A 24,014-nucleotide genomic window follows, 5' to 3' on the forward strand; every position below is an offset into this window, starting at 1 on the left:
CGGCGGCACCCCATACTTTTGCGCGCCCGTTCCGACTTCCGGGGGCGCACCGGAAAGGCAACGCCATGAACAACCCAGCACTTCGCCGTACCCTGCAAACAACCGCCGCCACGGCAGGCGCTGCAGCCCTGCTGCTCGCCGTTGCGGGCGGGGCTTCGGCACATGTCGGCGTGACGCCGGACAAGACCGACGCCAACTCGTACGCCCTGCTGACCTTCGCGATTCCGCACGGCTGCGACACCTCAGGCACCACCAAAGTGGCCATCACGCTGCCGCAGGAACTCAACGATGCCCAGCCCACCGTCAATCCCAACTGGACCGTGGAGAAGGTCACCGAACAGCTCGCCGAGCCCAGGAAACTGGCTGACGGCACGTCCATCACAAAACGGACCAGCCAGATCGTCTACACCGCCAAGGCGCCCCTGGCCCACGAACTCCGCGATGCCCTGGTGCTCTCCGTGAAGCTCCCGGACGCGGCCGGCAGCACGCTGTACTTCCCCACCCTCCAGAGTTGCGAAACCGGGCAGACGGACTGGTCGGAAATCGCCAAGGACGGCCAGGACCCCCACTCCCTGAAAGCTCCGGCGCCCTCGATCACCGTCACCGGGGCAGCCGGCACCGGACACGGGGACACCGCTGCAACCTCTCACTCCAACCCCTCCCCGTCCACCGAACAGGCTGCGGTGACGGACAGCGGGGCGGACGCCCGCAGCTGGGCGGGCCTGGCAGCCGGCATCGGCGGCCTGGCGCTCGGAGGTGCGGCGTACTTCCGCAGCAGCGCACGCCGCAAGCCTTCGGCGGAGGCAGCCCGGTAGGGAAGGGCCTTGATGCCCGGATCATCACGATCCGGGCATCAAATCGGCGCGCCACCTCGCCGCATCGTTGACGCGGCCCACCACTGCCGCGAAGGTGGTGCCATGAGGTCTCAGCGAATTTCACACGGGCTTGCCATCACGACGACGGCCGCGGCCGCCGCACTGCTGCTTAGCGGGTGCGGCCCCAGCCAGCCGCAATCATCGACGACGACGCCGCCGGGCACCAGTTCCGCCAGCCCCGGCGCAACATCCGCGTCGCCGGCCCAGTCCGCACCGCCGTCGGCAACTGCTCCCCCGGCAGGTCCGGGACTCTGCAAGGCAGCCAGCCTCTCCGCGGCCACCGATGCGTCCGGCGGCGGTGCCGCAGGCAGCGTCTACATGAAGCTCAACCTCACCAACACCGGTTCCGAACCGTGTGTCCTTCGGGGTTTCGCCGGCGTATCCCTGGCCGCCGATGATGCCGGGGCCCCCATTGGCGCGCCGGCCACCCGCGACGAAACCACCGCGCCTGCCGATGTTTTGCTGGCACCCGGCCAGACGGGCACGGCCGTCCTGCGCTACACGCAGGCCGGAAACTATCCCGACTGCGCCATGGTGGATGCCGCCGGCTACCGGATTTACCCGCCGGAGGACACGGCGTCGCTGTTCCTGCCCCAGCCCACCAAGGCCTGCAGCAACGCGGAGATTACGCTGCTGGCCATTGGGGCTTTCCAGCCAGCATAAGGTTCCGGAACAACGTTCGTGAGCAAAGACAGCTGCAGGCGGTCCGGCAAGTGCCGGGCCGCCTGCAGCTTAATTTCGCCCTTCGGGCGGTTGGTGAACTGGTGGGCTGTCTTACTAATGAGCCGTGGTGGCACGGCCGGCACGTGCGGTGCCACGGGACAGTGCCAGGCCCAGGCCGATCATGCCCACGCCCAGGACGAAGTGGAGCCAGTTGTCCGCAGTGTTCACCGGGACGAAGTTTGCCGGCGTGTCATGGCCGATCAGCAGGCCGTAGAGCCAGAGGACGAGGTAGATGGCGCCACCCACCACCAGGTAGTTCCTCGACTGTGCAGCGTTGCGGGCCAGGGCGATGCCGGCTACGCCAAAGAGCAGGTGGACGATGTTGTGAAGTATGGACACCTGGAAGATGCCCAGGAGCAAGGCGTCAGAATCGTGGCCGGCGAATCCCAAGGTTTCATAATTGCTGGTGATGCCCGGGATGAACCCGAGGACGCCCACCAGGAGGAACACTGCGCCCACTGCAAGGGTTGCTTTTTGGATGTTGGTACGGCCTGCGGTGCGACCGTCCGAACTCATGCTCGTCATGATTACTCCTGTTGTCGTTTACGTTCACATCATGGCTGCCGGGTTGCGCCTGAACCATCGACTTAAACACCGACATCATAAGTATACTTAGCAAATATGCCAGGCATAGATCACGCCGGTAACAGACACATCACAAAACGGCCCGCCAGGGCCCGGACCAAAGGCAGGCTGAACTGGGATGACGTCGATTTGGTTGGACGGCCGGGAAGCATTCACTTCTGACCCCTTCGAGCCCGGAAGCACTTACGACACCGTAGTGGCCGGGGCCGGGCTCACCGGCCTGGTGACCGCGCTCCTGCTGGCCCGTTCCGGGCAGAACGTCCTGGTGCTGGAGGCACGGTTCCCCGGTGCTGTGACCACCGGGAACACCACCGCCAAAGTCACGCTGCTGCAGGGCACTTTCCTGTCCCGGCTGTCCAGCCAGTACTCGCAGAAACAGGTGCAGGCATACGTCGACGGCAACCGGGAAGGCCAGGCCTGGCTCCTGCGGTACCTCGACGAGCACAACGTCCCCTACCAGGTCCGGGATGCCTATACGTATGCGGCTTCCGCGCAGGGCACCGAGAAACTGCGCGAGGAAGTCAGCGCCGCCTCCACCGCCGGGCTGGACGTGGAATACGTGCGCGACGCCGGCCTGCCGTTCCCTGTCCACGGGGCCGTACGCCTCGCGGACCAGGCGCAGATCCATCCTGTCGACGTGCTGGACACCCTCGTGGCCGACATCCGCAGCCGTGGCGGTTCCGTGGTGGGCGGAGTCCGGTTGCAGGATGTCACCGGCGGCCGCCCTGCCACGGTCCACACGGACCGCGGCACCGTCACCGCAAACGAAGTAGTGCTGGCCACCGGCATCCCCGTGCTGGACCGCGGGATGTACTTCGCCAAGCTGAAGCCGAGCCGCTCCTACGCGGCCGCACTCCAGCTGCAGGAGGACCAGGCCCCGCCCCCGGGAATGTACATCTCGGTGGAACAGCCCACGCACTCCCTGCGGGACTACGAGACGGACGGCCGCAGGCTGCTGCTGGTGGGCGGCCACGGCCACCACGTGGGCCGGGCGAGGTCCGAAAAACACCACCTGGGGAGCCTTCTCGACTGGGCCGGCCAGCAGTACCCCGGCTCACAGGTGACCCACACCTGGTCCGCGCAGGATTACATGGCAGTCAACCTGATGCCCTTCTTTGGCAAGCTGCCCCGGGGCAAGGGCCACGTCTACTTCGGCACGGGCTACAACAAGTGGGGCATGACCAACGCCGTCGCCGCTTCTTTGGGAATTGCTGCGGATATCCTGGGCGGGCATGTGCCGTGGGCGGACACCATCCACCACCGTGTCACGTCCCCGGCCGGCGCTTTCTCAGCCATTTCCCTCAACGCCGGGGTGGCGGCCAAGCTGGCTTCCGGTTGGGGGCAGCTCGCCGCCGAAGGGCTGAAAACCGAGGGTGCCAAGGTCCTGAAAAAGGACAAAGACCAGTTGCCGGCGCCGCCCGCCCCTGTGGTCCCGGAGGACGGCCAAGGGCAGGTATACCGTGAGGGCACCCGTCCGGTTGCCGTCTCCACCGTGGACGGAACCACCTGCAAGCTGTCCGCCGTCTGCACGCACCTGGGCGGGATCGTGCACTGGAACGACAGCGAACAGACCTGGGACTGCCCGCTCCACGGCTCCCGCTTCAGCAACGAAGGAAAGCTCCTTGAGGGGCCGGCCACCAGGAACCTCCCCGCCGCAGGGAAGGGTTGAGCAGCCGCGCACGCCAGCCCGGTGTCAGGGCCGGCCGGAAGCCGGGTGGGCTGTCAGTGGGTTAGGGCATGATGGAGGCATGCAGCAGGAACAGGGCTCGACGCCGGGCGGGACCTCAGTCTCCACGCCCATGGGGCAGTTCAGCAGGCCCACCCGCGAGTGGTTCCTCGGCGCCTTTTCAGAGCCGACTCCTGCCCAGTACGGTGCGTGGCAGGCCATCTCTTCGGGCTCGCATGCGCTGGTGGTTGCCCCCACCGGCTCGGGCAAAACCCTGGCGGCGTTCCTCTGGGCTTTGGACCGGCTGCTGGCAGCAGGATCGGCCTCGCCGGAAATCCCCATCCCTGCCGTCCCGGAGCCGGAGGCACCCGCGAAAGGAAGGCGTCCCGGGGCCCCCAAACGGAAAACCCGCGTCCTGTACATCTCCCCCTTGAAAGCACTGGGCGTGGACGTGGAGCGGAACCTGCGCTCGCCGCTCATCGGCATCACCCAGACCGCCAAGCGGCTCGGGCTTCCCGCACCCTTGATTACGGTGGGCGTACGGTCCGGTGACACCACCGCAGCAGATCGCCGCGCGCTGCTGAGCAACCCGCCGGACATCCTGATCACAACACCGGAATCGCTGTTCCTGATGCTCACCTCCCGGGCCCGCGAAACCCTGACCGAGGTGGACACCATCATCATCGATGAGGTCCATGCCGTAGCCGGGACCAAGCGCGGCGCCCACCTCGCCGTCTCGCTGGAGCGGCTGGATGCGCTCCTGCCCGCACCGGCACAGCGGATCGGACTCTCCGCCACCGTTGAACCCAGGGAACTGGTAGCCCAATTCCTTGCCGGGACCGCGCCGGTGGAAATCGTTGCGCCGCCCGCGAAGAAGAACTGGGACCTTACCGTCTCCGTCCCCGTTGAAGATATGTCAGACCTCCAGGGCGCCGCCGGCGCCTTCGATTCCGGTCCCGCATCCGGGCTGCAGCCCCAGGCGTCCATCTGGCCGCATGTGGAGGAAAAAATCGTGGACCTGGTGCTGGCCAACCAGTCCACCATTGTTTTTGCCAACTCCCGCCGCCAGTCCGAACGGCTCACCGCGCGGCTCAACGAGATCTACGCCGAACGGCAACTGGTGGCGGCGGGTGGCGGCTGGGACGATCCCGCGCCGCAGCAGGCAGCACCCGGCGTTCCCGCGTCCACGGCTACTCCCGCGCACATGATGGCGCAGGCGGGAAGCTCGGCCGGGGCGGATCCGGTGCTGGCGCGCGCACACCACGGCTCCGTCTCCAAGGACCAGCGGGCCCTGATTGAGGACGACCTGAAGTCCGGCCGGCTGCGGTGCGTTGTGGCCACCTCGTCACTGGAACTCGGCATCGACATGGGTGCGGTGGACCTGGTGGTGCAGGTGGAATCGCCGCCATCGGTGGCCAGCGGCCTGCAGCGTGTGGGCCGTGCCGGGCACCAGGTGGGCGAAGTTTCCCAAGGTTTCCTCTTCCCGAAGCACCGCGCAGACCTGGTCCACACTGCCATCACTGTGGAACGTATGCTGGCGGGAAAAATCGAGCGCCTCAGCATTCCAGCCAATCCCCTGGACATCCTCGCCCAGCAGACCGTGGCCGCCACGGCTCTGGGCAGCATAGATGTTGAGGAATGGTTCGCCACCATCCGGCGTTCAGCCCCGTTCGCGTCCCTCCCCCGGTCGGCGTTCGAGGCCACGCTTGACCTGCTGGCCGGCCGCTATCCGTCTGACGAGTTTGCCGAGCTGCGCCCCAGGATCATCTGGGACCGCAATGCAGGCACCATCGAAGGCAGGCCGGGAGCCCAGCGCCTGGCCGTCACTTCCGGCGGCACCATCCCGGACCGCGGGCTTTTCGGCGTCTACATTATCGGCACCGAGGGGGAGGGGACCTCGTCCCCTTCCACGGACGGCAAGCCCGCGCCTGCGCCCAAGGGCGGCCGCCGGGTGGGCGAGCTGGACGAGGAGATGGTGTACGAATCCCGTGTCGGCGACATCTTCGCCCTCGGTGCCACGAGCTGGAAAATCGAGGACATTACGCACGACCGCGTACTCGTTTCCCCCGCGTTCGGCCAGCCTGGAAAGCTGCCCTTCTGGAAGGGCGATTCCCTCGGCCGGCCGGTGGACCTGGGCCGCGCCCTGGGCGCGTTCGTCCGCGAACTGTCAGCGTCCGACGTCGGCCCCGCCACCGAGCGCTGCAAGGCCAGCGGCCTGGACGACTTCGCGGCCAACAACCTCATCCAATACCTCAGCGAACAGAAACAGGCCACCGAGGTGGTCCCCAACGACACCACCCTGGTGGTGGAACGGTTCCACGACGAACTGGGCGACTGGCGGGTGATCCTGCACAGCCCCTTCGGGATGCCCGTTCACGCTCCGTGGGCGCTCGCCGTGGGCCAGCGGCTGCACCAGCGGTACGGCCTGGACGGCTCCGCCATGGCCGCCGACGACGGGATCGTGCTGCGGGTGCCCATGATGGAGGACGAGCCGCCCGGCGCCGAACTGTTCCTGTTTGATCCGGAGGAGCTGGAGCAGATTGTCACCGCGGAAGTGGGCGGCAGCGCGCTCTTCGCCTCGCGCTTCCGTGAATGCGCGGCGCGGGCCCTGCTGCTGCCGCGGCAGACCCCTGGCAAGCGGCAGCCGTTGTGGCAGCAGCGGCAGCGGTCCGCCCAGCTGCTCGATGTCGCCAGGAAGTACCCCACGTTCCCCATCGTGCTGGAAACAGTTCGGGAATGCCTGCAGGACGTCTATGACCTTCCCGCGCTGAAGGACATAGCGGCGTCCGTGGAGCGGCGTGAGTTGCGGATTGTCCAGACCACCACCTCGCAGCCCTCGCCCTTCGCCAAGTCGCTCCTGTTCGGATATGTTGCCCAGTTCCTTTACGAGGGTGATTCACCGCTCGCGGAGCGGCGGGCTGCGGCCCTGGCCCTGGATTCCACGCTGCTGAACGAACTGCTGGGCCGGGTCGAGCTGCGGGAGCTGTTGGACGCCAAAGTCATCGAGGCCACTGAGCGGGAGTTGCAGCGCCTGGCGCCGGACCGCCGTGCGCGCGGGCTCGAGGGCGTCGCCGACCTGCTGCGCCTCCTTGGCCCACTGGCGCCGGCGGAAGCAGCCGCCCGGCTGGAACCCGTGGTTGAGCCCGCCCAAACCCAGCCCCCGGTGGTTGAGCCCGTCGAAACCCCGGTGGTTGAGCCCGTCGAAACCTCGGTGGTTGAGCCCGCCCAAACCCAGCCCTCGGTGGTTGAGCCCGTCGAAACCTGGCCCGCTGAACCTGAGGCCGACCCCCGGCAAGCCGATACCGCCCACGCCAGTACTGAATCAGCCACCGCCCACTTGCTTGCCCTGCAGCGCGCCAACCGCGCCATCAAGGTCAACATCGCCGGCGTGGAACGGTTCGCCGCGGTTGAGGACGCCGCCCGGCTTCGGGATGCCATCGGGGTGCCCCTGCCCATGGGGGTTCCGCTCGCGTTCATCGAGCCCGTGGCGGATCCTTTGGGCGACCTTGTATCCCGTTACGCACGGACCCACGGACCTTTCACGGCGGCCGAAGCGGCAGCCCGCTTGGGCCTGGGCGTGGCCGTGGTAACGACTGCCCTGAAACGCCTGGCAGCGGACGGCCGGGTGGTGGAAGGCGAGTTCCGGCCCCATGCGGGCGATTCACCGGCACCCGAAATACCGGCACTGCATGCACCGGCACCTGAAGCGCCCCCTGAAACAGGTCAGCCTGTTGCACCAACGGCTGATACCCAAAGCACTGAAACCCCGGGCGCAGAAATACACGGCGCTGACACACAGGGCATTGAAATACAGGGCGCTGATCCACAACGCCCCGAAGCACACCATCACACCAGCATTAGTGAGTGGTGTGATGCCGAGGTGCTCCGCAAGCTGCGGCGGCGGTCTTTGGCGGCCTTGCGCGCCGAGGTGGAACCGGTGGACGGCTCCGCCTACGGCCGCTTCCTGCCTGCTTGGCAGCACGTTCGGACCCCCGGCGGCGGCCGCGGGCAGCCAGCGCTCCGCGGACTGGACGGCATCGTCACTGCCATCGACCAGCTCTCTGGAGTTCCCGTTCCCGCCTCAGCCTGGGAGCCCCTGGTCCTGGCCAGCCGGGTGACCAACTACCAGCCCGCCATGCTCGACGAACTCATGGCCGCCGGCGAGGTCCTCTGGTCCGGAGCAGGCGCCCTCCCCGGAAACGACGGATGGATCAGCCTGCACTTGGCCGACTCAGCGGAGCTGACCCTGAACCCGGCCATCGACTACGAACCAGGGGACGCCCAGCTGCGGCTCCTGGAACACCTGCGCAACAATGGCGGCGGCTACTTCTTCCGGCAGCTGACGGACGTGGCCGGGGGCATGGACTCCGTCCTTAGCGACCAGGAAGTTGTTACCGCCCTGTGGGACCTGGCATGGGCCGGCCGCATCACCGGTGACACCTTTGCGCCGGTGCGCGCCCTGATCGCCGGTGGACATACCGCACATCGCCAGGTTGCCCGCGCACCGCGCGCCCGGGCCCCTCGCCTGAGCCGGCTGGGCCGCTCCCATGGGACGGGGCTGATGGGTTCGGCAGGCGTGGGCAGCGGCCGCTACGGCTCATCCTTAGCTGCAGTGGCCACACCGCCCATGGCGGCAGGCCGCTGGTCCGCCCTTCCGCAGCCGGAGCTGGACCCCACCATCCACGCGCGCGCCACCGCAGAGCTCCTGCTGGACCGCTACGGCGTGGTCACCCGCGGTTCAGTGATGGCGGAACAGATCCTCGGCGGATTCGGCCTGATGTACAAAGTCCTGGCCCGGCTTGAGGAAGCGGGCCGCTGCCGCCGCGGCTACTTCATCGAGCACCTGGGCGCGGCCCAGTTCGCCGTCCCGGCAACAGTAGACCGGCTGCGCTCCTATTCGGAGGACAACCAGCTCGCCAAGCCAGAACCCGTTGCCCTCGCCCTGGCTGCCACCGATCCCGCCAACCCATACGGTGCCGCCCTCCCCTGGCCCGCCCAGCACGACGACGCCGGAACCGGGCACCGCCCCGGGCGCAAGGCCGGCGCCCTCGTGGTGCTGGTGGATGGTGCGCTGGTCCTCTACGTGGAACGGGGCGGCAAAACCCTGCTCGCCTTCAGCGACGACAACGCGGTCCTGGCCGCGGCCGGTTCCGCGCTGGTAGGTGTGGTGACCCGCGGCGCCGTGGACAAGCTGATCATGGAGAAAGTGAACGGGCACGGGATCCTGGATACGCCGGTTGCTGCCGCCCTCAGCGCGGCCGGCGCCTACTCCACCCCCAAGGGGCTGAGGGTCCGTGCCTGAGGGCGATTCGGTCTGGCGCGCAGCCAACCAGCTGCACCAGGCACTGGCAGGGCAGAAGCTGATTGCCTCGGACTTTCGTGTTCCCCGCTTCGCCACGCTGAACCTGGCGGGATGGACCGTGGCCGAAGTGGTGCCCCGCGGCAAGCACCTGCTGATGCGGGTGGTAAGCCCGGAGGACAAGAAACTCACCATCCACTCGCACCTCAAGATGGAGGGCGCCTGGCAGGTCTATCCGCCCGGTGGCAGGTGGCGTAAACCCGGGTTCACGGCCCGGTGCGTGCTGCGCACCCCCGTGGCGGACGCCGTCGGCTTCTCCCTTGGGGTTGTGGAAGTGGTGGCCACGTCAGAGGAGGACTCCATCGTGGGGTTTCTGGGCCCGGACCTGCTGGGTCCGGACTGGGACCTGGACGAGGCAGAACTTCGGGTCCGGGCGGCTCCGGACGTCCCCATCGGGGTGGCACTTTTGGACCAGCGCAACCTCGCCGGGATCGGCAACATCTACCGCTGTGAAACCTGTTTCCTGTCCGGCGTGCATCCGGCCACACCCGTGTCCGCCGTGGAGGATGTCCGCACCATGATGACCGACGCGAAGCAGCTGCTTGAGGTCAACCTCGGTTCCGGCCGCCGTGTCACCATCCTCAATCCCAAAGGAATGCCGGTCGGGAGGATGGCAGGGCGGCCGGGCTACTGGGTTTACGGCCGGGAGCACCGGGCCTGCCTCAAGTGCGGAACCCCAATACAGCGGGGCGCCCTCGGTAAACCCAACGGCGAGGAAGAACGGGACATCTACTTCTGCCCGCGCTGCCAGCCACTTCTGTCATAGCAGTATCAGCCCCGGACGCTGGTGCCGGCATCCTGATGGTCGTGCTGATCAGGTTCGGGCAGGGCTGCGGGCACCATAAACACCGGCAGCAACAGCTGGACCAGGGGTCCAATAGCGAGGGCGTAGACAACCGTCCCCACTCCCACCGAGCCGCCCAGGAACCAGCCGACGGCCAGGACAACAACCTCAATCAAGGTCCGGGACAAACGGACGGACCAGCCGGTGCGCCGTGCCAGCCCGGTCATCAATCCGTCGCGGGCGCCGGGACCGAACCGGGCGCCGATGTAGCAGGCGGAGGCAATCCCGTTGAGCAGGACGGCGCCTGCGAGCATGCCGATCCGGCCACCCAGGTGGGAGAAGACCGGGATCAGGGCAAGGCCGATGTCCGCGAAGACGCCCACCAGCACAGCGTTGCACAGCGTGCCGAACCCGGGCCGCTGGCGCAGTGGAATCCACAGCAGCAGCACCAGGAAGCTGACGATGATGACCACCACGCCGATGCTAAGCCCGGTCCTGCCGGCCACGCCCTGGTGGAAAACATCCCACGGGTCCAGGCCGAGCCCGGCGCGGATGAACATCGCGAGGGAAATGCCGTACATGGCGAGGCCGATAAAGAGCTGGAGGAGTCTGCGGGGCAACATGCTCCCAAGTCTGCCGAAGAACTGGCCTTGAAATATATAGCCAGTTTGAAATACTGGCCTGATGGCTTCCCTTACCGCCTCAGCCCTTGCCCGCCTCCTGGGCACGTGGAACCTCGGCGCCTCGCCCGCCTACCGCGAGCTGGCCGACGTCGTGCGCCTGCTCGTCCTGGACGGCAGAGTAGCGCTGGACACTGCGCTCCCGAGCGAGCGCGCCCTCGCCGATACCCTGGCCGTCAGCCGGACCACGGTCACGGCGGCGTACGGCCTGCTCCGCGACCAGGGATTCCTCAGCAGCGGACAGGGCAGCAGGAGCCGGACCAGGATTCCACGCGCGACGGCGGCAGGCACCACGGCACTTGGCCGCCCGTTGCCTGATGGTTCCGGCCCTGGCAGTCCGGGACTCGCGGCGGCAGGCCTGGCGCCTGGACTCGCCGCACCCGGATTGGCAGCACCGGCGGGACTGATCGACCTCGCGTATTCGTCCCTGCCGGCCAGCGGCGAACTGGTGCACCGGGCGTTCGCCGCGGCCCTGACCGAGCTTCCGGCCCTGCTCCCGGGCTTCGGGTACGACGCCATGGGCCTGCTCCCCCTGCGCGAAGCGGTGGCGGCACGGTACACAGCGGCCGGTGTACCTACAACTGTTGACCAGGTCCTGGTGACGTCCGGCGCGCAGCACGCTCTGAACATCGTCCTTCGCGCCCTCACCGGCCGGCAGGACCGGGTGCTGGTGGAACACCCCAGCTACCCGAACGCTCTGGACGCCGTCCGCGCAGCCGGTTGCCGCGCCATCCCTGTGGCCTTTTCAGCCCCGGCCGGTAAATCAGACGGCCGCCCCACGATCACCTGGGACATGCACGGGCTGCAGACCGCGCTGGCGCAGCAGCGGCCCAGGCTGGCGTATCTGGTGCCGGACTTCCACAACCCCACGGGCCAGCTCATGCCGGACCCTGAACGCCGCCAGCTCGTTCGTGCAGCTGAGGCCGCCGGGACCACGCTGGTGGTGGACGAAACCCTGCGGGAGCTGAACCTCGACGGCGTCTGCACCACGCCAGTGGCGGCCTTCAGTTCGGCGGTAGTCACCATTGGCTCGCTCAGCAAGTCCCATTGGGGCGGCTTGCGCACGGGGTGGATCCGGGCCTCGCAGGACCTGATCCAGCAGTTTGCGGCGGCGCGGACCTCCCTGGATCTGGGCGGGCCGGTGATGGAACAACTGGCCGCCGCCCATCTGGTCCGGGCCATGGACGAACCGCTGCCCGCCAGGCTCGCCGCACTCAGGGATAACCGGAAAGCCCTGCTGGATCTCCTCGCCGGGCACCTGCCGGAGTGGGAAACGCTCTACCCTTCCGGTGGTTTGTCCGCATGGTGCAGGCTTCCGGCTCCCATCAGCACCGCCCTGACAGTGATCGCTCCCGACTTTGGGATCAGGCTGGCGGCAGGGCCGCGGTTCGGCATTGGCGGCGCCTTCGAGCGCTATCTCCGAGTGCCGTTCACGCTGCCGCCGGAAAAACTGGAAACGGCCGTCCTGGCCCTGAGGTCAGCCCAGGACCGCCTGGATGCAGCCCCTCAGCTCCGGCGGACCCTCAAGAACCCACCTGCCGTGGCTATTGCCTGAAGGGAGACTGCCGGCCGGGGCGGGCCATCCGCTGCTTCGCGGTATTGGTCCCGGCTCCCACCGGAACATGGGCAGTGGCCTTCTTGGTCGACGGCACCGGTTGCCCATCTCAAGTAGCCACAGCCGGGGCAAGTTGTAGTCTCGTTGTGCTCCATGGATGTACGCCATGAACCCACCATTGATGCGAGGATTCCGTCGGCAGCAGCAGGGGGAAGACCAGCTTTCAGCTCCGTGATTCGCATTCGAGCAGTGGTCAGTTTCGCTTGAACGATTTGCTCCCACGCCAATGCATCGGCTTCTACCATCCCTGGCGCGATTGTGGACAATTCGTCACCCCACCAAAGCTCGGGGGTTTGGTCGTAGTGGACTCGTGTGTGCTCGGCAAAGCGCACCATAGGGCGAATGGCACTGCGAAGCAGATTTTGATGAACCACACCCATATGAGCAGCGGCATTTCTGACGCTAAAGACCGATTGGTCTGCGGCGCCCCACGCTGGGAGCAACTTGACGTGCCGCAGCCGCTCAATCGTCTTGGACGCCTCCAGTGACTTCACCTGGAATGCATCAGGATGGTCCACTCCTGCTCTTTTTGTTCCCGAGTACTTCAAGAGTGCAGAGGTATCAGGGGAAAGGGGTAGTAGCAGGATCGGGTCGCCCGAAGCAAGCAAAAGACTTCGCTAAGAGTTCGACTGAAGTACCTATGCTGACAGCGGCATCGAGTTGGTCAAATTCGTCTTCCGAAGCGTAGAGCCGAAGCGCCCGGTGGGCGTGTCGCTGACCGACCTGATGGAGGTGGCCAGCCAGTTCCGAGTGTGATCGGTACATGTTCCCGAACGGCCAATCAGCATGTGGGGAGTGGGCGGCGTAGCCATTGCTCGGGAAGTCCATCAACACAGCCTAGAGCGAGGCCGGGTTGCCTCTGTCCAGGGCTGAGCCACTTTTAGTGGCCGTGGCCTCAGCAAGGAATTTGATAACTCAAGAACGACCGTTCCTGCTCTGGACTGGCGGTTCGGCGGCCCCACACGAACGATCTATCCAATCCCTGGTATTTGCGGTTCAGTGCACTGGATCTGTAGCACTCGCTGGACCCATCGGACGGCTGCAGGGTTTCTGCCCCAGGCATGAAGTCAGCCTAAGCGGTTGCTTACTTTGAGGAGGAATAAGATCAGCGACCCCATGCGTGCGAAGAGATGGTCCTCCGCTTCCTTGGGCACTGGATGCTTGCCAGTCTCGTGATGCCGAATCATGAACTGGTTGCCCAGATCTGTTAGAGCCTTCATCTCGGTGGTGGCGAAGACCCTAAACTCGCTACTAGCGATGTGATCCAGCAGCGCGTCGGCGCTCTGCTTCTTATTCCCCACGATGTCAATTGTCTTGAGACGTTCGAAGCCATCCCACAGCTTCTCCAAGGCCAAGGCCCGATCATCCTCTTTGTGTGACAAATAGAGCTTTTTGGCACGAAGAAGCAGGTCGTCCAGATCGGGATCACCACTCGCCGGAGTCATCTGCTCCATAACCTGCTGCACCGCCGGAGTGCCGATTCTTTCGATCTGCAATTTCGGACTCAGTTCATACATGGTTCCTCCGCGCCGAAGGATCTGGTTAACCTCTTTGCGGAACTCCTTCCGGCCGGCGGTCTGGTCAAAAGAGAGCTCGTAATGCTTATAAAAGCTGTGATACGTACCCTGGATCGGCTTTGACACTTTCTCCGCCGCATATTCCATCAGGTCGAATATCGCGCCGTCCGGCTGCGTGGGGGTTATGCCCCAGTTGTTCGCTTCCTTCAGCTCAGGGACCAGAGCTCGTACATTGCTCCAAAGCCCACCGCGATTTGTGTCGACAACGCCGTTGCCGTCCTCGCACTGTTCCGGAAAGTGGTGCGCGAACCAATTACTGTCGGCTTTCGATTTGAACAGCTCATAGAGTCCCTGTGACGTGGCTTCGGGAAGATTGTCGTTGATCCTGGGGATGGGACCGTTCACTCTGTCGGTAAAGAACTCTTGAGATGCCATTTGCCTATTGTGGCAGCCCATGGCTGGACGCTCATTTGCCACGACATGGTCTCCGCCAGTTGCTGTGGAGCATGCAAAAACGACCGCTTCTGGTGGGGCTTGGGGTGCGACCACCAGATCTTCATCCGGTCTTGAAGGTACTGCGTCCGTCGAGGAGGGAAAGCTCGCCCGCAGCCCCGTAGGATCACCGTTGCCTCTATAGCCGACCGTAGGCTGGCACAGGAACAGAGGCCTAGGTACGCTGGGCGGACTTAGGCAACAACGTATTCGGGTGGTCGTTAATGACGCTGCGGTTCGCGGGATATTTGCATCTACCAATGCCCCTGCAGGTAAGCCCGGAGGTCTTGGGTCTATCGTACAACTGCCTTATCGAGGGGGCCTCGGTCACTATCACATTCCCGGTCCTTGCACCTGGAGGTGATATCGGCGCTCGACTTGAGCCGCCCTACCCAAGCCAGCGTTGGGAGTATACGAGGTCCTGGGACCAGGACGGTGAGAGCCCTTGGGGAAGAGTGAGCATAAGCCTCGTTTCCCAGGATGGTAGCCGTGTCCGCATCCGCGCCGTCGGCGTCGCCGGTTTGGCTTTCCGGGCGGACTGTCCCAATTGGGGGCAGGACATGAAAACCGTGGAGGTCGGCGTACGCTTTGGGCAGCTTTTCGAGCCCTGGTACGGCCTTGCGCGACAGTGGTTCGAACTCTGGACGCCGCAAGACCTGGTTAACCGCGAGCTGTCCCTCCATCCGGAAGGTCAGCTGTGGCTAGATGATGAAAATGGCGCAGTGCAGATGCTCACTGGATGGCGTGGGCCGCTGGGCCCCGTCCAACTCCTCGGCGACGACCAGGTGCTGACGTCAGATGCCGTGACGTCAGGTTTCGATCGCGCGAGTGCCGGCGAGGCACCTCCCCTCGAATGGTTGCTCTACATGAATGCGTCGCGCAACAAAGATCGTCGGCAGTCCGTTATTGAGGCTGCTTCCGCCGCTGAAGTGGCAGCACAAACGGCATTTGCTGAGAAATTAGGCAACGACATATCGGATGATGTGGTCCAGCTGCTCATTACGCAGGCCAATGGCTTGGTCGGCCTTACCAACGTGGTACGAGGATTTGGCTTAGAAGTCCCGAGCAAGAACGCCATCCAAGAGAAACTCGCGAAGGTCAGGAATATGGCGGCGCATAGAGGGGTGACTCCCGAGGAGGAAGAATACCGCGCCGCTCTTGGTGTCGCGCGCGACATCATCAGCGCTACTTCTCCGATGCCTCTCCCGGCTGGGTCCTATGCGCGAGAAGTCCCAGGCGTCTCCTAAACAACAGCTTCTGACCGCCGGCGCCGGCTAGCACCGAGAAGGCGAGTGAGCATAGGGCGCGAATGAAGTCATTGGAAACACCCCTCTAATGGCAGAGACGAAGGTCAATAATGACCGTTTTCGGACGGGCCGGTCCAATCTTAGGATGAGGGCACATAACGCGAGAATCCATGCATCTTCTCCTGATCACTAGGATTCCAATACCGTTTTTGACACGTTTCCTTGGTCCCTCTCGGTGCGTTGGATCGCCAGAATGGCTCCTCTTCATTCATGTTGTATGTCCTGGCTTCTCCAGACACCCCTACCCGGACCATGACTGCGGGACCGACCGTCCCGCGAGCCATGTTTGAGCGTATAGACCCGCTCCGCGAGACGGGTGTACTTTGAGCTGTGGAAGGCTTCAGGCACTCTTCGAAGGCCGACCGTGAGTTTTATGAGCTCCGCAGGCGGGCATACGGTCCGGATCCAGACATAAGTGTCGACCCTCCGGGCCTAGCGAGGTTGCGCGAACTTGAGGCGGCGGACCGCGCTGACGTCAATCCTCTGCCGGTTGCCTCCGCGAGCGAGAATGCGGCAGATTCGGAGGCCACCGCGGACGCTGCCTCGGTGGAACATCCGGTGCCAAGGTGGAGTCGCCTGTACTGGGCCGGTGCCGCACTGGTCCTCGCGGGAGGGATCGTTACGACGACCCTGCTGTTATCCGCGCCGCGTCCTGATGCCACTCTTCATCCGAGCGGGGCCGCGGTCGATAACCGGCTCCCCGGACTGCTGCTTAGGGGAGCACCCCTGTTGAAGATCGAGGCTTCAACCCTCCGCGGATACGGGTCGTATCTCGGTCTCGAGATCTATTTCGGGGTGAACGCGTTCGACTCGCCGTGTCTCGTGGCACTGCACCGGGCGAGCGGTAATCTCTCAGACGTTCGCTGTGCTCCGGCTCCAGCAGATCTCATGATGGACGTCGCCTCATCCCGGGATGGGTTTGAAGGATTCGAAGGGCGCGCCGGCGACGGCATCATCCGATTCGTACTTCGTGACGACACGGTGGATGCTTACGTCTACCTCATTCCTGAGGCGGATTGATGGACGCATCCTCACCCCGGTCCGATGCTCAGCGCGAGCTGGACGAGCTCCGCAGGAGGGCATACGGTCCGCATCCGGATATCGAGTCCGACCCCGCAGCACTGGTAAGACTGGCAGAACTTGAGGCGGCACACACGGCGAGTCTTCGCGCAGCCACCGGTACCGAGATCACAGCACCCGCTGCAGCCCCGGATTCCGGGCCAGGTGCTCACTCCACCTGGACCACATTCATTGAAGAATGGCCGGAACCAGCAACCAGCACCGCACCCGTGGCGGAGCCCGGGACTGGATTGATGTCCTCAGCCTGGCGTCGTCGCACCGCGACACAAGTGCGCCGTTACTCATTTATGGCCACCTTGATGTCCACCGCGCTGGCAGTCTTTGTTGCCGCTATGATCACCGTGGCATGGATCGTAAGACCGCGTCCCGATGCCACATTGCCTCAAATTGCAGACAAGGCAGACAGCGCCGTTCTCACCATGCTGGCGTTCCTCTCAACGCTGGAATTCCCTTGGGGGGAAGCTGCCGGCCAATCCAGCTTCCGCGGCTATCAACAGTATCGGGGAGTCGAACCCTGGTTCTTCGTGGACGGACGGGGCTACCGGTGCTTCATGCTCATCGATCGTTCCGGTCCTTTTGTAGACGGCGCCAATTGTGTGCCGCCCGGGGTCGATCTTATTGCAGACGTCGGCGGGCAAACCCATTCGGGTGATGATGCCATGATGGGCCTCCCGAAGGGGAGCGTCGTCCGGTTCCACTACCGCGGCGACTCCGTAGACGTCTTCCTCTACCCCGCATCGTCGGAGGCAGAATGAGGCCAGGGCCCGGAGAGACGGGCCGCCATCTCAAATAAACCTTCGGAACCGCGCGGTCGGTCAAACCAGTCGCGGGAAACGGTGCGATAACCGGTCTGATCTTCGGAGATTTTTGGCGCTCTTCTGTTCAGGGCTTCCGGATTCCCACTAGATCGCCCGGAATATTTGCCCGGTGATGGTGCCATAAACGGCGCGGCAGCTTGTATGCAAAAACGACCGTTTCTGACCGGACTTCGGCATGCCTCCGAAAAATCCAAAAAAGACTTCCTATCGTTGGTCAAAACTGGTTTTCGAAATGAAATCTGGTCAAAACCGACCATGGAGGATTTTTGACGTGTCCGGCAACGTGATTGGGTATGCCAGGGTAAGTACTCGCGGGCAGTCGCTGGACTCCCAAGTGGACGCACTCGTAACTGCCGGGGCAGTTCGTGTCTTTCAGGAGTATGCCTCCGGTGCCACCCAATCCAGGACGCGGTGGAAGGAATGTCTGGACTACCTGCAACCAGGCAACGTTCTGACAGTCACTGATTTGACCAGGCTAGGCCGCAGTACTGCTGATCTGGCTGACATTGTCACGGTGCTGGGACAGCGGGGGATAGGTTTCCGTTCCCTCGCTGAACCGTGGTTAGACACCACTAGTGCCCATGGAAAGCTCATCTTCGATATGTTCGCTTCTCTTGCCGAGTACGAACGATCACGGTTGTCCGAGCGGACGAAAGCAGGTTTGGCAGCGGCGAAAGCTCGCGGCCGGCTTGGCGGCCGCCCCCGGACGATGACTCCGTCCAAGACGGAGGCTGCCCGGCAGTGTGAATCGCAGAGCTATTTGGCACTGAATCTGCAGCGCTTAGTGGCCGATGAGAAGTGTTTCCCTTGCTGCGTCAACGACCTCCGGGGTGAGTGTTTCAACGTGGTTGAGCGTTTGGATCCGGCGCACTTGTGTGAGGAGTCTGTCGACGAGACGGAAGTTTCCAGCAGTGATTCGCACGATGGTTGCGACGGCGGTTGCGTGGGCGAGGTTTTCCTCGGGATTGTGTGAGCTGGCCGGAAGGCGTTGGGTGAGGACGGCGGTGACTTCATCTGGAGTGAGTGGTCGGTATTGGTGGGCGAATCCTATGCGGCTGTATAGCTGCGGGTAGCGGGCGAGACGCTTTTCGATGCCCGGGATGCCTACGAGGATCAGGCCCATGGTGTGGCGGTCGTAGTAGTCCCGTACTTGTTCCAGTCCGGTTGCCTTGAGTCGGTCAGCCTCATCGATGATTAGCAGTTCGGTCCGGCCGCTGGAGCGGGACTCGGTATGCACGTAAGGGTCAACGACTCCATGTTCGGCGTAGTCGACCGCGTAGGAGATTTGTTGGCACGCGCTCGGTAGACCCAGGTCGATTTGCCGTACCGTTGCGGCGACGGTGGGAGTGAAAAACGCTGTCCGCGCTTCGAGAACCCTGTCTGGGACAGGTTCAGGCTTGTCGGTAAGGGCGGCCTGCCAGGCCTCCCATTCGTTCACCGCTGCGTAGTGTCGAGCGGAGAGCGTTTTGCCCACCCCTGGCGGTCCCCAGCACAGCCCGATATAGCGATGGGCGCGAACAGTGTCGGCGAACTCCGTGAATCGCCGGTGCTCTCGGGTGACGAGAAATGAGGGCTGGTCCGGGGGCAATGGTGGGGCCCCGCTGTTGACCTCACCAAGAGCTCCAACGAGGAACCTGCGGCCGTCGTCTTTTCCGGCGAGAACGCTCGGCCTGCCGAAGTTAATCGGTCTCATACACACGCAGCCCGTATCGGCGCGGAGGTTCGGACGGCTGTGTGCCTTCGGATAAGGCAGGGGTGATGTTTGGCGCTGGCGGGACATACCGGGTGTCGCTTGGCAGCGCATCGGCAAGGCTACGCCGATCGCGCAGCTGCTGTTTGAGCTCGCGTCTTCTGTCCGTTCTGGCACCGCGTAGCTGTTCGAGAGAGATCGCTTCGGCCGCCAGCTCCGGGGCGATTGCACGGCAGAGAAAGGCATCGTTGAAATAGACGCGTATCTCTCCAATATCCCGTGGGTCATAGCGGACGGTCACCTGTTCGCCAACATAAGCCGCCAGCACTGGAGAAACGTAGCGTGTGGAAGCGAATTGGATCCCGTCGCGCTGCACCTTCCGTCCTGTAGCCACGGTCAACAGCAGCAGGTCCAGGTCCTCAGGATGAGCCGGCATTCGAGGAATGAATGCCGAGACGGCCCACCGCTGCACCGGGGACTCACTGGTAGAAGAGTGCCGGCGCTGGTTGTACTCGGTCACGATGAATGTCTCCAGGATGCCATCGAGTTGCTGCAGCGTCAGCTCGGGTGGACTGATTGGTCGCCCGCGCGTGCCGTGCGGGATGAACCCGGGAAGGTGCGGCAGGAGCTCGGTTGTAACCGTCCCATAGAACCGCTCGATCTTCCCGCGCCCTTGGGGTACTCCCACCTGGGAATGGATGAGCTCCATGTGGGTGTCGAGGCAGACCCGGTCGAGGCGGGCCGAGGTGAAGTCAGCGCCATGATCGCTGTAGAGCATGTCCGGCAGACCCATCACTGGCCACGACGGGTTCTCTTTGCGCCGCACGGCCTGGTGAAGCGCCAACGCGGTTTGCTCCGCGCTGGGTGCCCCGAGGAATACTGTGTAGCCGGCAACCGCGCGGGAGTAGTCATCGAGCACGATCGTGAGCCAAGGCCGCGCACCGCGGCCCTTCGGGTCGAGGACTTCGATGTCGAGGAGTGTGTGGTCGGCCTGCCATTGCTCGTTCGGGCGGCCGGCGTTGCGACGGTAAACCAGCTCAAAGGTATCCCGATAGGCGGTGTCGCCTTCCTGTGCAAGGGTTCTGAGGCCCGGATCGATGCCAGCTACGAGTGCCCGGACTGTCGAATAGCTCGGGGCGGAGATACCGCGGGCCGAGGCAATGTCGGCGATCCTGCGGTGGATAAATGCAGCCGTTGGTGCGGGACGGCGCAAAGCAAGCCCTTCGACCGCGTCGATGAGCTCCTGCGGGATCCCACGCTGACCCCGGTCGGACCGAGGCTGACGCTCCAGGCTCGCGACTGTGCCACCATCCCGGTACCTGGACATCCAGTGGCGGATGGTGCGGATCGGGATACCCGACTCGGCAGCCAGGCGGGTGAGCGCGATTCCTTCGTCGACATGCCGTCGCAGCAGCATGGCGCGGTCTTCGGCTGTGAACTTAGCCCGCAGCACCGCACGTTCCCTTACTTACCGCACTGGCCCGGCGGACGGCGCCTGCAGGTGACGGTAGATCGTAGGCCGGGAGACTCCGAATGTGTCCGCGATTTCCTGCACGGTGTGTTCCTTCGAGTCGTACATGGCCCGGGCCTGGGAGATCTTGGTCGTGGTCATCTTGAACTTGGGGCCGCCTTTACGTCCCCGTGCACGGGCGGCCGCGAGGCCATCGTGGGTGCGCTCGACGATCAGGTCGTGCTCGAACTCAGCAATGGCGGCAAGCATATGGAAAAACAGGCGGCCGCCGGGTGTCGTCGTGTCAATTCCCTGCGACAGTGCACGCAGGCCGATCCCGCGCTGCTGCAGTTCCTCTGCGACCTGTTTGAGGTTACGCACCGAGCGGCCCAGCCGGTCCAGCTTAGTGACGACCAAGGTGTCGCCGTCCCGAACATACTCAAGCACCTGGTCCAAAGCCGGCCGCCGGGCGAGGACACCAGAGGCATGCTCAACGAAGATCTTCTCGCATCCGGCAGCTTCAAGAACGTCCGTTTGTCCTTCAGGGTTCTGATCCCTGGTTGATACACGCGCGTACCCGATTAAAGCCACGCTTCAATGTAACGCAAACGCCGCCTCCGACACATAGAAAGCGGACACGGGTCATGAGACAGGACACGCCGAATCTGAATCCGCCTTCAGGCTAGTCTCACGAATGGTCGTTCACAAGACGTCCCGTAAGAGCTACCCCCAATGCGAATTTCAACGGGCGGGGTATATGCGACACCTTGAATGCTCACCCTGCAAAAGCGCACGTCAAAGCCGGGTTGTCGCGCTGAGGGACCGGCTTATGGGACAACTTCGAGACTGCGCGCCCTTACCGGATGGTGCTCGGGTTGGGTAAGCCGTAGATGGCGCGATAGAACCTGTGATGGCCATTAGGCTGCGGGTATGAAACCTCGCGCGATTTTCATTGCTGCGCTTCTGCTGGTGGTCATAGTGATTTGCCTTAATTGTCGCTTGGGCAAGCGTCGGTGACCGCCCAAGTCCGATGAGCTGTGGGGCGGTTTAAAGGCCGGGACAATAGCCAGGAAGATTCTCTAGCCAGGAGCCCATAAGAGCAAGCCTTCTCTTCGAAACTTAGGATCGGATCATGCTCATATCTACAACTGGAGTTGTATACGCCGCGGAAGGTTCGGTGGTTCTTGATGTTGTGCCACCACCGAGGACGCTGGCTGAGGCCATGGCAGCGCGTGGGCTTGACGAGGGACGGGACTTCAACGAAATCCTCTTTGAGACCGGCGTCAGTATGGGGCCCGTCGAAGTACGGATTGAAGTTTTGCCGACTGAGCCTACAGAGGACACCACGGTTGATTGGGAAGATGCTTGGGAAGATTTTGATTTTGAGCTGCCGCCAGGCACTGTGAACCTCTACGGACCTACGATGGGTGATGTGCTCAACATCGGCACAATCGAGCAACCCTCGGTCTATAGGTTCCGGGTGCAGGCGAATGGCCGGAGCCGCATGAGGGATTTGGTGGCCACAGAAGCGGTGGAGAGCTATCTTGTCCAAACCTGGGTAGTCAAGCAGCGAACTGGGACAAACGTTTCGTAGAAGGTTCCCAAGTGGGACGTCAGCGTCGCCGAGCATCAGTTCCGGCTTTTCCGTTGAGTCAAAGTCAAAATTGATCAGATCGAAACTAGAGGTTCAGCCTGGACCCCTATTCTTGTGACCCGCCTATCGGGACAATCAGGGCATGGGACGTTCGAAAGAGATCTGCGGGTTCACTGCTGCTTGCGTCCTGTTTTTCTCTCTCACAGTCACCGCCTGCGGAAGCGCTGGCAATAACGGGCAGGGAGAATGGCACCAGCAGCCGCCACTGCCATCTGCAGAGCCTTCCCCCGAGGTTAGTGAGGGTACAGAAGTAGCCGACCGAAGCGAGTGCCGGAAGATAGTCCAGGTTCCGACCAACTCAACAGAATCGGGCGCTCCTTCCGCTGGTTCGGCGACAGCATCCAGCTGCGGCACAACATTCGTCCCGCTCACCGAGGAACAAATGCTCAACGCCACTCCTGCCCCGATGCCCCTTCAACCAACTGCCCATTCCGAAGGGAACTCGGCAGATTCGTTGGTCACGACGCCGAAAGAGGGAGAGCAGCGAGAGTGGACCCCCGAACGTATGAGAAGTGCGTCTCCGGAACCAATGCCCGAGGTTCCCTAACGCCTGCATAACCGTCGTGAAGCTCGAGGGTCCCGTAGAGGGTTCCTCAAACGCGGCGTAGAAGCATTGCGGCTCGGCCACCCCTCTTTGAGGATTCCGGAACGAACAGAAGCTGCGACCGAGGTAGTCGTATCGCGGGAGCGTTCAATACTATGAGGCGTGGCCGCGCAAATTAAAGGTTCAGAGTTGCGTACGACCTTGACGGTTGTCCTGCTGTCTTTCTCTCTCTTTGCTACGTCTTGCGCCGCCTCAGGGTCTACAGGGGCTGGCGGTGAAGGTGTCCATGCCTCCAAAGAGCCGAGACCCCCCGCGGACTCACCAATCGCCCCTGAGACCTCGCCTGCGGACGGAGCGATTGCCCTTACGGCCAACACGCTAAGTCAGGAGCTGGCAGGGGATTCTCGGTTTGCTTCGGTCGAAGTGAAGGAGGGAAACCGACTCATCGTTCATTGGCACGGTCCGGTAGATTCGATGCAAAGTGACCTACGAGCCCGGTTTCCGAACGTCAACATTTCGGTCGAGTCCGCGACCTGCTCTCCTGGGAGACTTAGGGAATTTGGCAGCGAACTGCAGGCCTCAGACCCCGCCGTGAACATCACTGCGGTATCCCCCGATGGATCCCACTTGGCACTCACGCTCGACGAATCAATTGGGGCAACGGCAGACATTGCCGCACTCGAGCGCAAGTACTCAGCGGCAGCTGGCTGCCCGGTTAAAGTGCAGCTTGGGGACATCGCCCCTGCCGCGGGCTAATCCGTCTCATTGGAGGTTCCTCAAACTAGACGCGGAAGAGTAGTCCGGTAGGGTCGGAAAGATAAAGCTTGTAGGGGGCAACGCTGTGAAACGACTTGGCCGCGTAACTGCAGTCATCACGATGATCTCCATTGCGCTCTCATTGAGTGCTTGTACATCAGCGCCCCCGCGGATCAGTGCGCTGGACCGTGAAGCAACCGGTGCGGATGTCCTGCCGGCGCATGTTCCAGAGATGATGCGTACCGAGCACACTACCCGCCTCCTAGCCGCTAGGGACGGCATCAGGTACTTTGTCGCTCAGGCCACGAATGCTGCGTACACGTGTGTGACGGCATTCCCTGACGAACGGCCCGACCTTTGGATCACTGGCTGCAGCGACCAGTCCGATCCGGGAAAAGAAATTCTTCGGACGGCCATGA

17 protein-coding genes and 1 pseudogene are annotated in these 24,014 nt (G+C 63.7%); 12 read left to right on the plus strand and 6 right to left on the minus strand.

The features are described from left to right. Positions 1-65 precede the first annotated feature (65 nt). Positions 66-815 carry a YcnI family protein gene (locus QF047_RS17160; RefSeq protein ID WP_307279541.1) on the plus strand — a complete coding sequence of 250 codons (750 nt, stop codon included), beginning with the start codon at positions 66-68 and terminating at the stop codon, positions 813-815. 102 nt (positions 816-917) lie between these two features. Beyond that, the gene (locus QF047_RS17165; RefSeq protein WP_307279545.1) at positions 918-1,538 is read left to right on the plus strand and encodes a DUF4232 domain-containing protein; all 621 of its coding nucleotides are present in this window, start codon (positions 918-920) and stop codon (positions 1,536-1,538) included. A gap of 114 nt (positions 1,539-1,652) precedes the next feature. On the opposite strand, the gene QF047_RS17170 is transcribed toward QF047_RS17165, so the two are convergent. Further along, positions 1,653-2,114, minus strand: a complete 462-nt coding sequence (locus tag QF047_RS17170; RefSeq protein ID WP_306638017.1) for a DUF4383 domain-containing protein — start codon at positions 2,112-2,114, stop codon at positions 1,653-1,655. Between the two features lie 187 nt (positions 2,115-2,301). Here QF047_RS17170 and QF047_RS17175 point away from each other — a divergent pair, with 187 nt between their 5' ends. From QF047_RS17175 to QF047_RS17185, 3 genes are all read left to right on the plus strand, one after another. Further along, the gene (locus tag QF047_RS17175; protein ID WP_307279550.1) at positions 2,302-3,852 is read left to right on the plus strand and encodes an FAD-dependent oxidoreductase; all 1,551 of its coding nucleotides are present in this window, start codon (positions 2,302-2,304) and stop codon (positions 3,850-3,852) included. Between the two features lie 79 nt (positions 3,853-3,931). Next, positions 3,932-9,151 carry a DEAD/DEAH box helicase gene (locus tag QF047_RS17180; protein ID WP_307279553.1) on the plus strand — a complete coding sequence of 1,740 codons (5,220 nt, stop codon included), beginning with the start codon at positions 3,932-3,934 and terminating at the stop codon, positions 9,149-9,151. After that, positions 9,144-9,974 carry an Fpg/Nei family DNA glycosylase gene (locus QF047_RS17185; protein ID WP_306638014.1) on the plus strand — a complete coding sequence of 277 codons (831 nt, stop codon included), beginning with the start codon at positions 9,144-9,146 and terminating at the stop codon, positions 9,972-9,974. The genes QF047_RS17180 and QF047_RS17185 overlap by 8 nt, the downstream gene beginning before the upstream one ends. A 5-nt stretch (positions 9,975-9,979) precedes the next feature. Here the strand turns inward: QF047_RS17185 and QF047_RS17190 are convergent, their stop codons facing one another. Continuing rightward, positions 9,980-10,615 carry a YitT family protein gene (locus QF047_RS17190; protein WP_307279558.1) on the minus strand — a complete coding sequence of 212 codons (636 nt, stop codon included), beginning with the start codon at positions 10,613-10,615 and terminating at the stop codon, positions 9,980-9,982. A gap of 61 nt (positions 10,616-10,676) precedes the next feature. Here QF047_RS17190 and QF047_RS17195 point away from each other — a divergent pair, with 61 nt between their 5' ends. Beyond that, positions 10,677-12,227: a PLP-dependent aminotransferase family protein gene (locus tag QF047_RS17195; RefSeq protein ID WP_373427776.1), complete on the plus strand. Its 1,551-nt coding sequence runs from the start codon at positions 10,677-10,679 to the stop codon at positions 12,225-12,227. A 1,127-nt stretch (positions 12,228-13,354) separates the two neighbouring features. Here QF047_RS17195 and QF047_RS17200 read toward each other — a convergent pair. Continuing rightward, complete coding sequence (locus QF047_RS17200; RefSeq protein ID WP_307279561.1) at positions 13,355-14,239, minus strand: hypothetical protein; 885 nt, start codon at positions 14,237-14,239, stop codon at positions 13,355-13,357. A gap of 512 nt (positions 14,240-14,751) precedes the next feature. Here QF047_RS17200 and QF047_RS17205 point away from each other — a divergent pair. From QF047_RS17205 to QF047_RS22380, 4 genes are all read left to right on the plus strand, one after another. After that, the gene (locus tag QF047_RS17205) at positions 14,752-15,543 is read left to right on the plus strand and encodes a hypothetical protein (protein ID WP_307279563.1); all 792 of its coding nucleotides are present in this window, start codon (positions 14,752-14,754) and stop codon (positions 15,541-15,543) included. 390 nt (positions 15,544-15,933) lie between these two features. After that, a complete protein-coding gene (locus tag QF047_RS17210) occupies positions 15,934-16,623 on the plus strand; it encodes a hypothetical protein (protein ID WP_307279566.1) in 690 nt (229 codons plus the stop codon). Then, entirely contained in the window at positions 16,623-17,438 is an 816-nt protein-coding gene (locus QF047_RS17215) for a hypothetical protein (RefSeq protein WP_307279567.1), read from the plus strand. The genes QF047_RS17210 and QF047_RS17215 overlap by 1 nt, the downstream gene beginning before the upstream one ends. Before the next feature lie 295 nt (positions 17,439-17,733). After that, positions 17,734-18,474, plus strand: a complete 741-nt coding sequence (locus QF047_RS22380; RefSeq protein WP_373427818.1) for a recombinase family protein — start codon at positions 17,734-17,736, stop codon at positions 18,472-18,474. 117 nt (positions 18,475-18,591) lie between these two features. On the opposite strand, the pseudogene QF047_RS17225 reads toward QF047_RS22380, so the two are convergent. From QF047_RS17225 to QF047_RS17235, 3 genes and pseudogenes are all read right to left on the minus strand, one after another. After that, a pseudogene (locus QF047_RS17225) lies at positions 18,592-19,281 on the minus strand (AAA family ATPase); the annotation flags it as partial. After that, the gene (locus QF047_RS17230) at positions 19,181-20,644 is read right to left on the minus strand and encodes a Mu transposase C-terminal domain-containing protein (protein ID WP_307279572.1); all 1,464 of its coding nucleotides are present in this window, start codon (positions 20,642-20,644) and stop codon (positions 19,181-19,183) included. The pseudogene QF047_RS17225 and the gene QF047_RS17230, both read right to left, overlap by 101 nt. A gap of 15 nt (positions 20,645-20,659) precedes the next feature. Next, a complete protein-coding gene (locus QF047_RS17235) occupies positions 20,660-21,232 on the minus strand; it encodes a recombinase family protein (RefSeq protein WP_307279573.1) in 573 nt (190 codons plus the stop codon). A 541-nt stretch (positions 21,233-21,773) separates the two neighbouring features. On the opposite strand from QF047_RS17235, the gene QF047_RS17240 reads away from it, so the two are divergent. Beyond that, complete coding sequence (locus QF047_RS17240; RefSeq protein WP_307279575.1) at positions 21,774-22,235, plus strand: hypothetical protein; 462 nt, start codon at positions 21,774-21,776, stop codon at positions 22,233-22,235. Between the two features lie 1,231 nt (positions 22,236-23,466). Then, complete coding sequence (locus QF047_RS17245) at positions 23,467-23,595, plus strand: hypothetical protein (RefSeq protein ID WP_307279576.1); 129 nt, start codon at positions 23,467-23,469, stop codon at positions 23,593-23,595. Positions 23,596-24,014 lie beyond the last annotated feature (419 nt).

The organism is Arthrobacter sp. W4I7 (assembly GCF_030816215.1).
Lineage (GTDB): Bacteria > Actinomycetota > Actinomycetes > Actinomycetales > Micrococcaceae > Arthrobacter > Arthrobacter siccitolerans_A.

Coding starts and splice junctions, on each gene's coding strand:
- QF047_RS17160 (WP_307279541.1), top strand. CDS start 66: ATGAACAACCCAGCACTTCGCCGTACCCTGCAAACAACCGCCGCCACG.
- QF047_RS17215 (WP_307279567.1), top strand. CDS start 16,623: ATGGACGCATCCTCACCCCGGTCCGATGCTCAGCGCGAGCTGGACGAG.
- QF047_RS17190 (WP_307279558.1), bottom strand. CDS start 10,615: ATGTTGCCCCGCAGACTCCTCCAGCTCTTTATCGGCCTCGCCATGTAC.
- QF047_RS17195 (WP_373427776.1), top strand. CDS start 10,677: ATGGCTTCCCTTACCGCCTCAGCCCTTGCCCGCCTCCTGGGCACGTGG.
- QF047_RS17240 (WP_307279575.1), top strand. CDS start 21,774: ATGCTCATATCTACAACTGGAGTTGTATACGCCGCGGAAGGTTCGGTG.
- QF047_RS17170 (WP_306638017.1), bottom strand. CDS start 2,114: ATGAGTTCGGACGGTCGCACCGCAGGCCGTACCAACATCCAAAAAGCA.
- QF047_RS22380 (WP_373427818.1), top strand. CDS start 17,734: ATGAAATCTGGTCAAAACCGACCATGGAGGATTTTTGACGTGTCCGGC.
- QF047_RS17200 (WP_307279561.1), bottom strand. CDS start 14,239: ATGGCATCTCAAGAGTTCTTTACCGACAGAGTGAACGGTCCCATCCCC.
- QF047_RS17175 (WP_307279550.1), top strand. CDS start 2,302: ATGACGTCGATTTGGTTGGACGGCCGGGAAGCATTCACTTCTGACCCC.
- QF047_RS17165 (WP_307279545.1), top strand. CDS start 918: ATGAGGTCTCAGCGAATTTCACACGGGCTTGCCATCACGACGACGGCC.
- QF047_RS17180 (WP_307279553.1), top strand. CDS start 3,932: ATGCAGCAGGAACAGGGCTCGACGCCGGGCGGGACCTCAGTCTCCACG.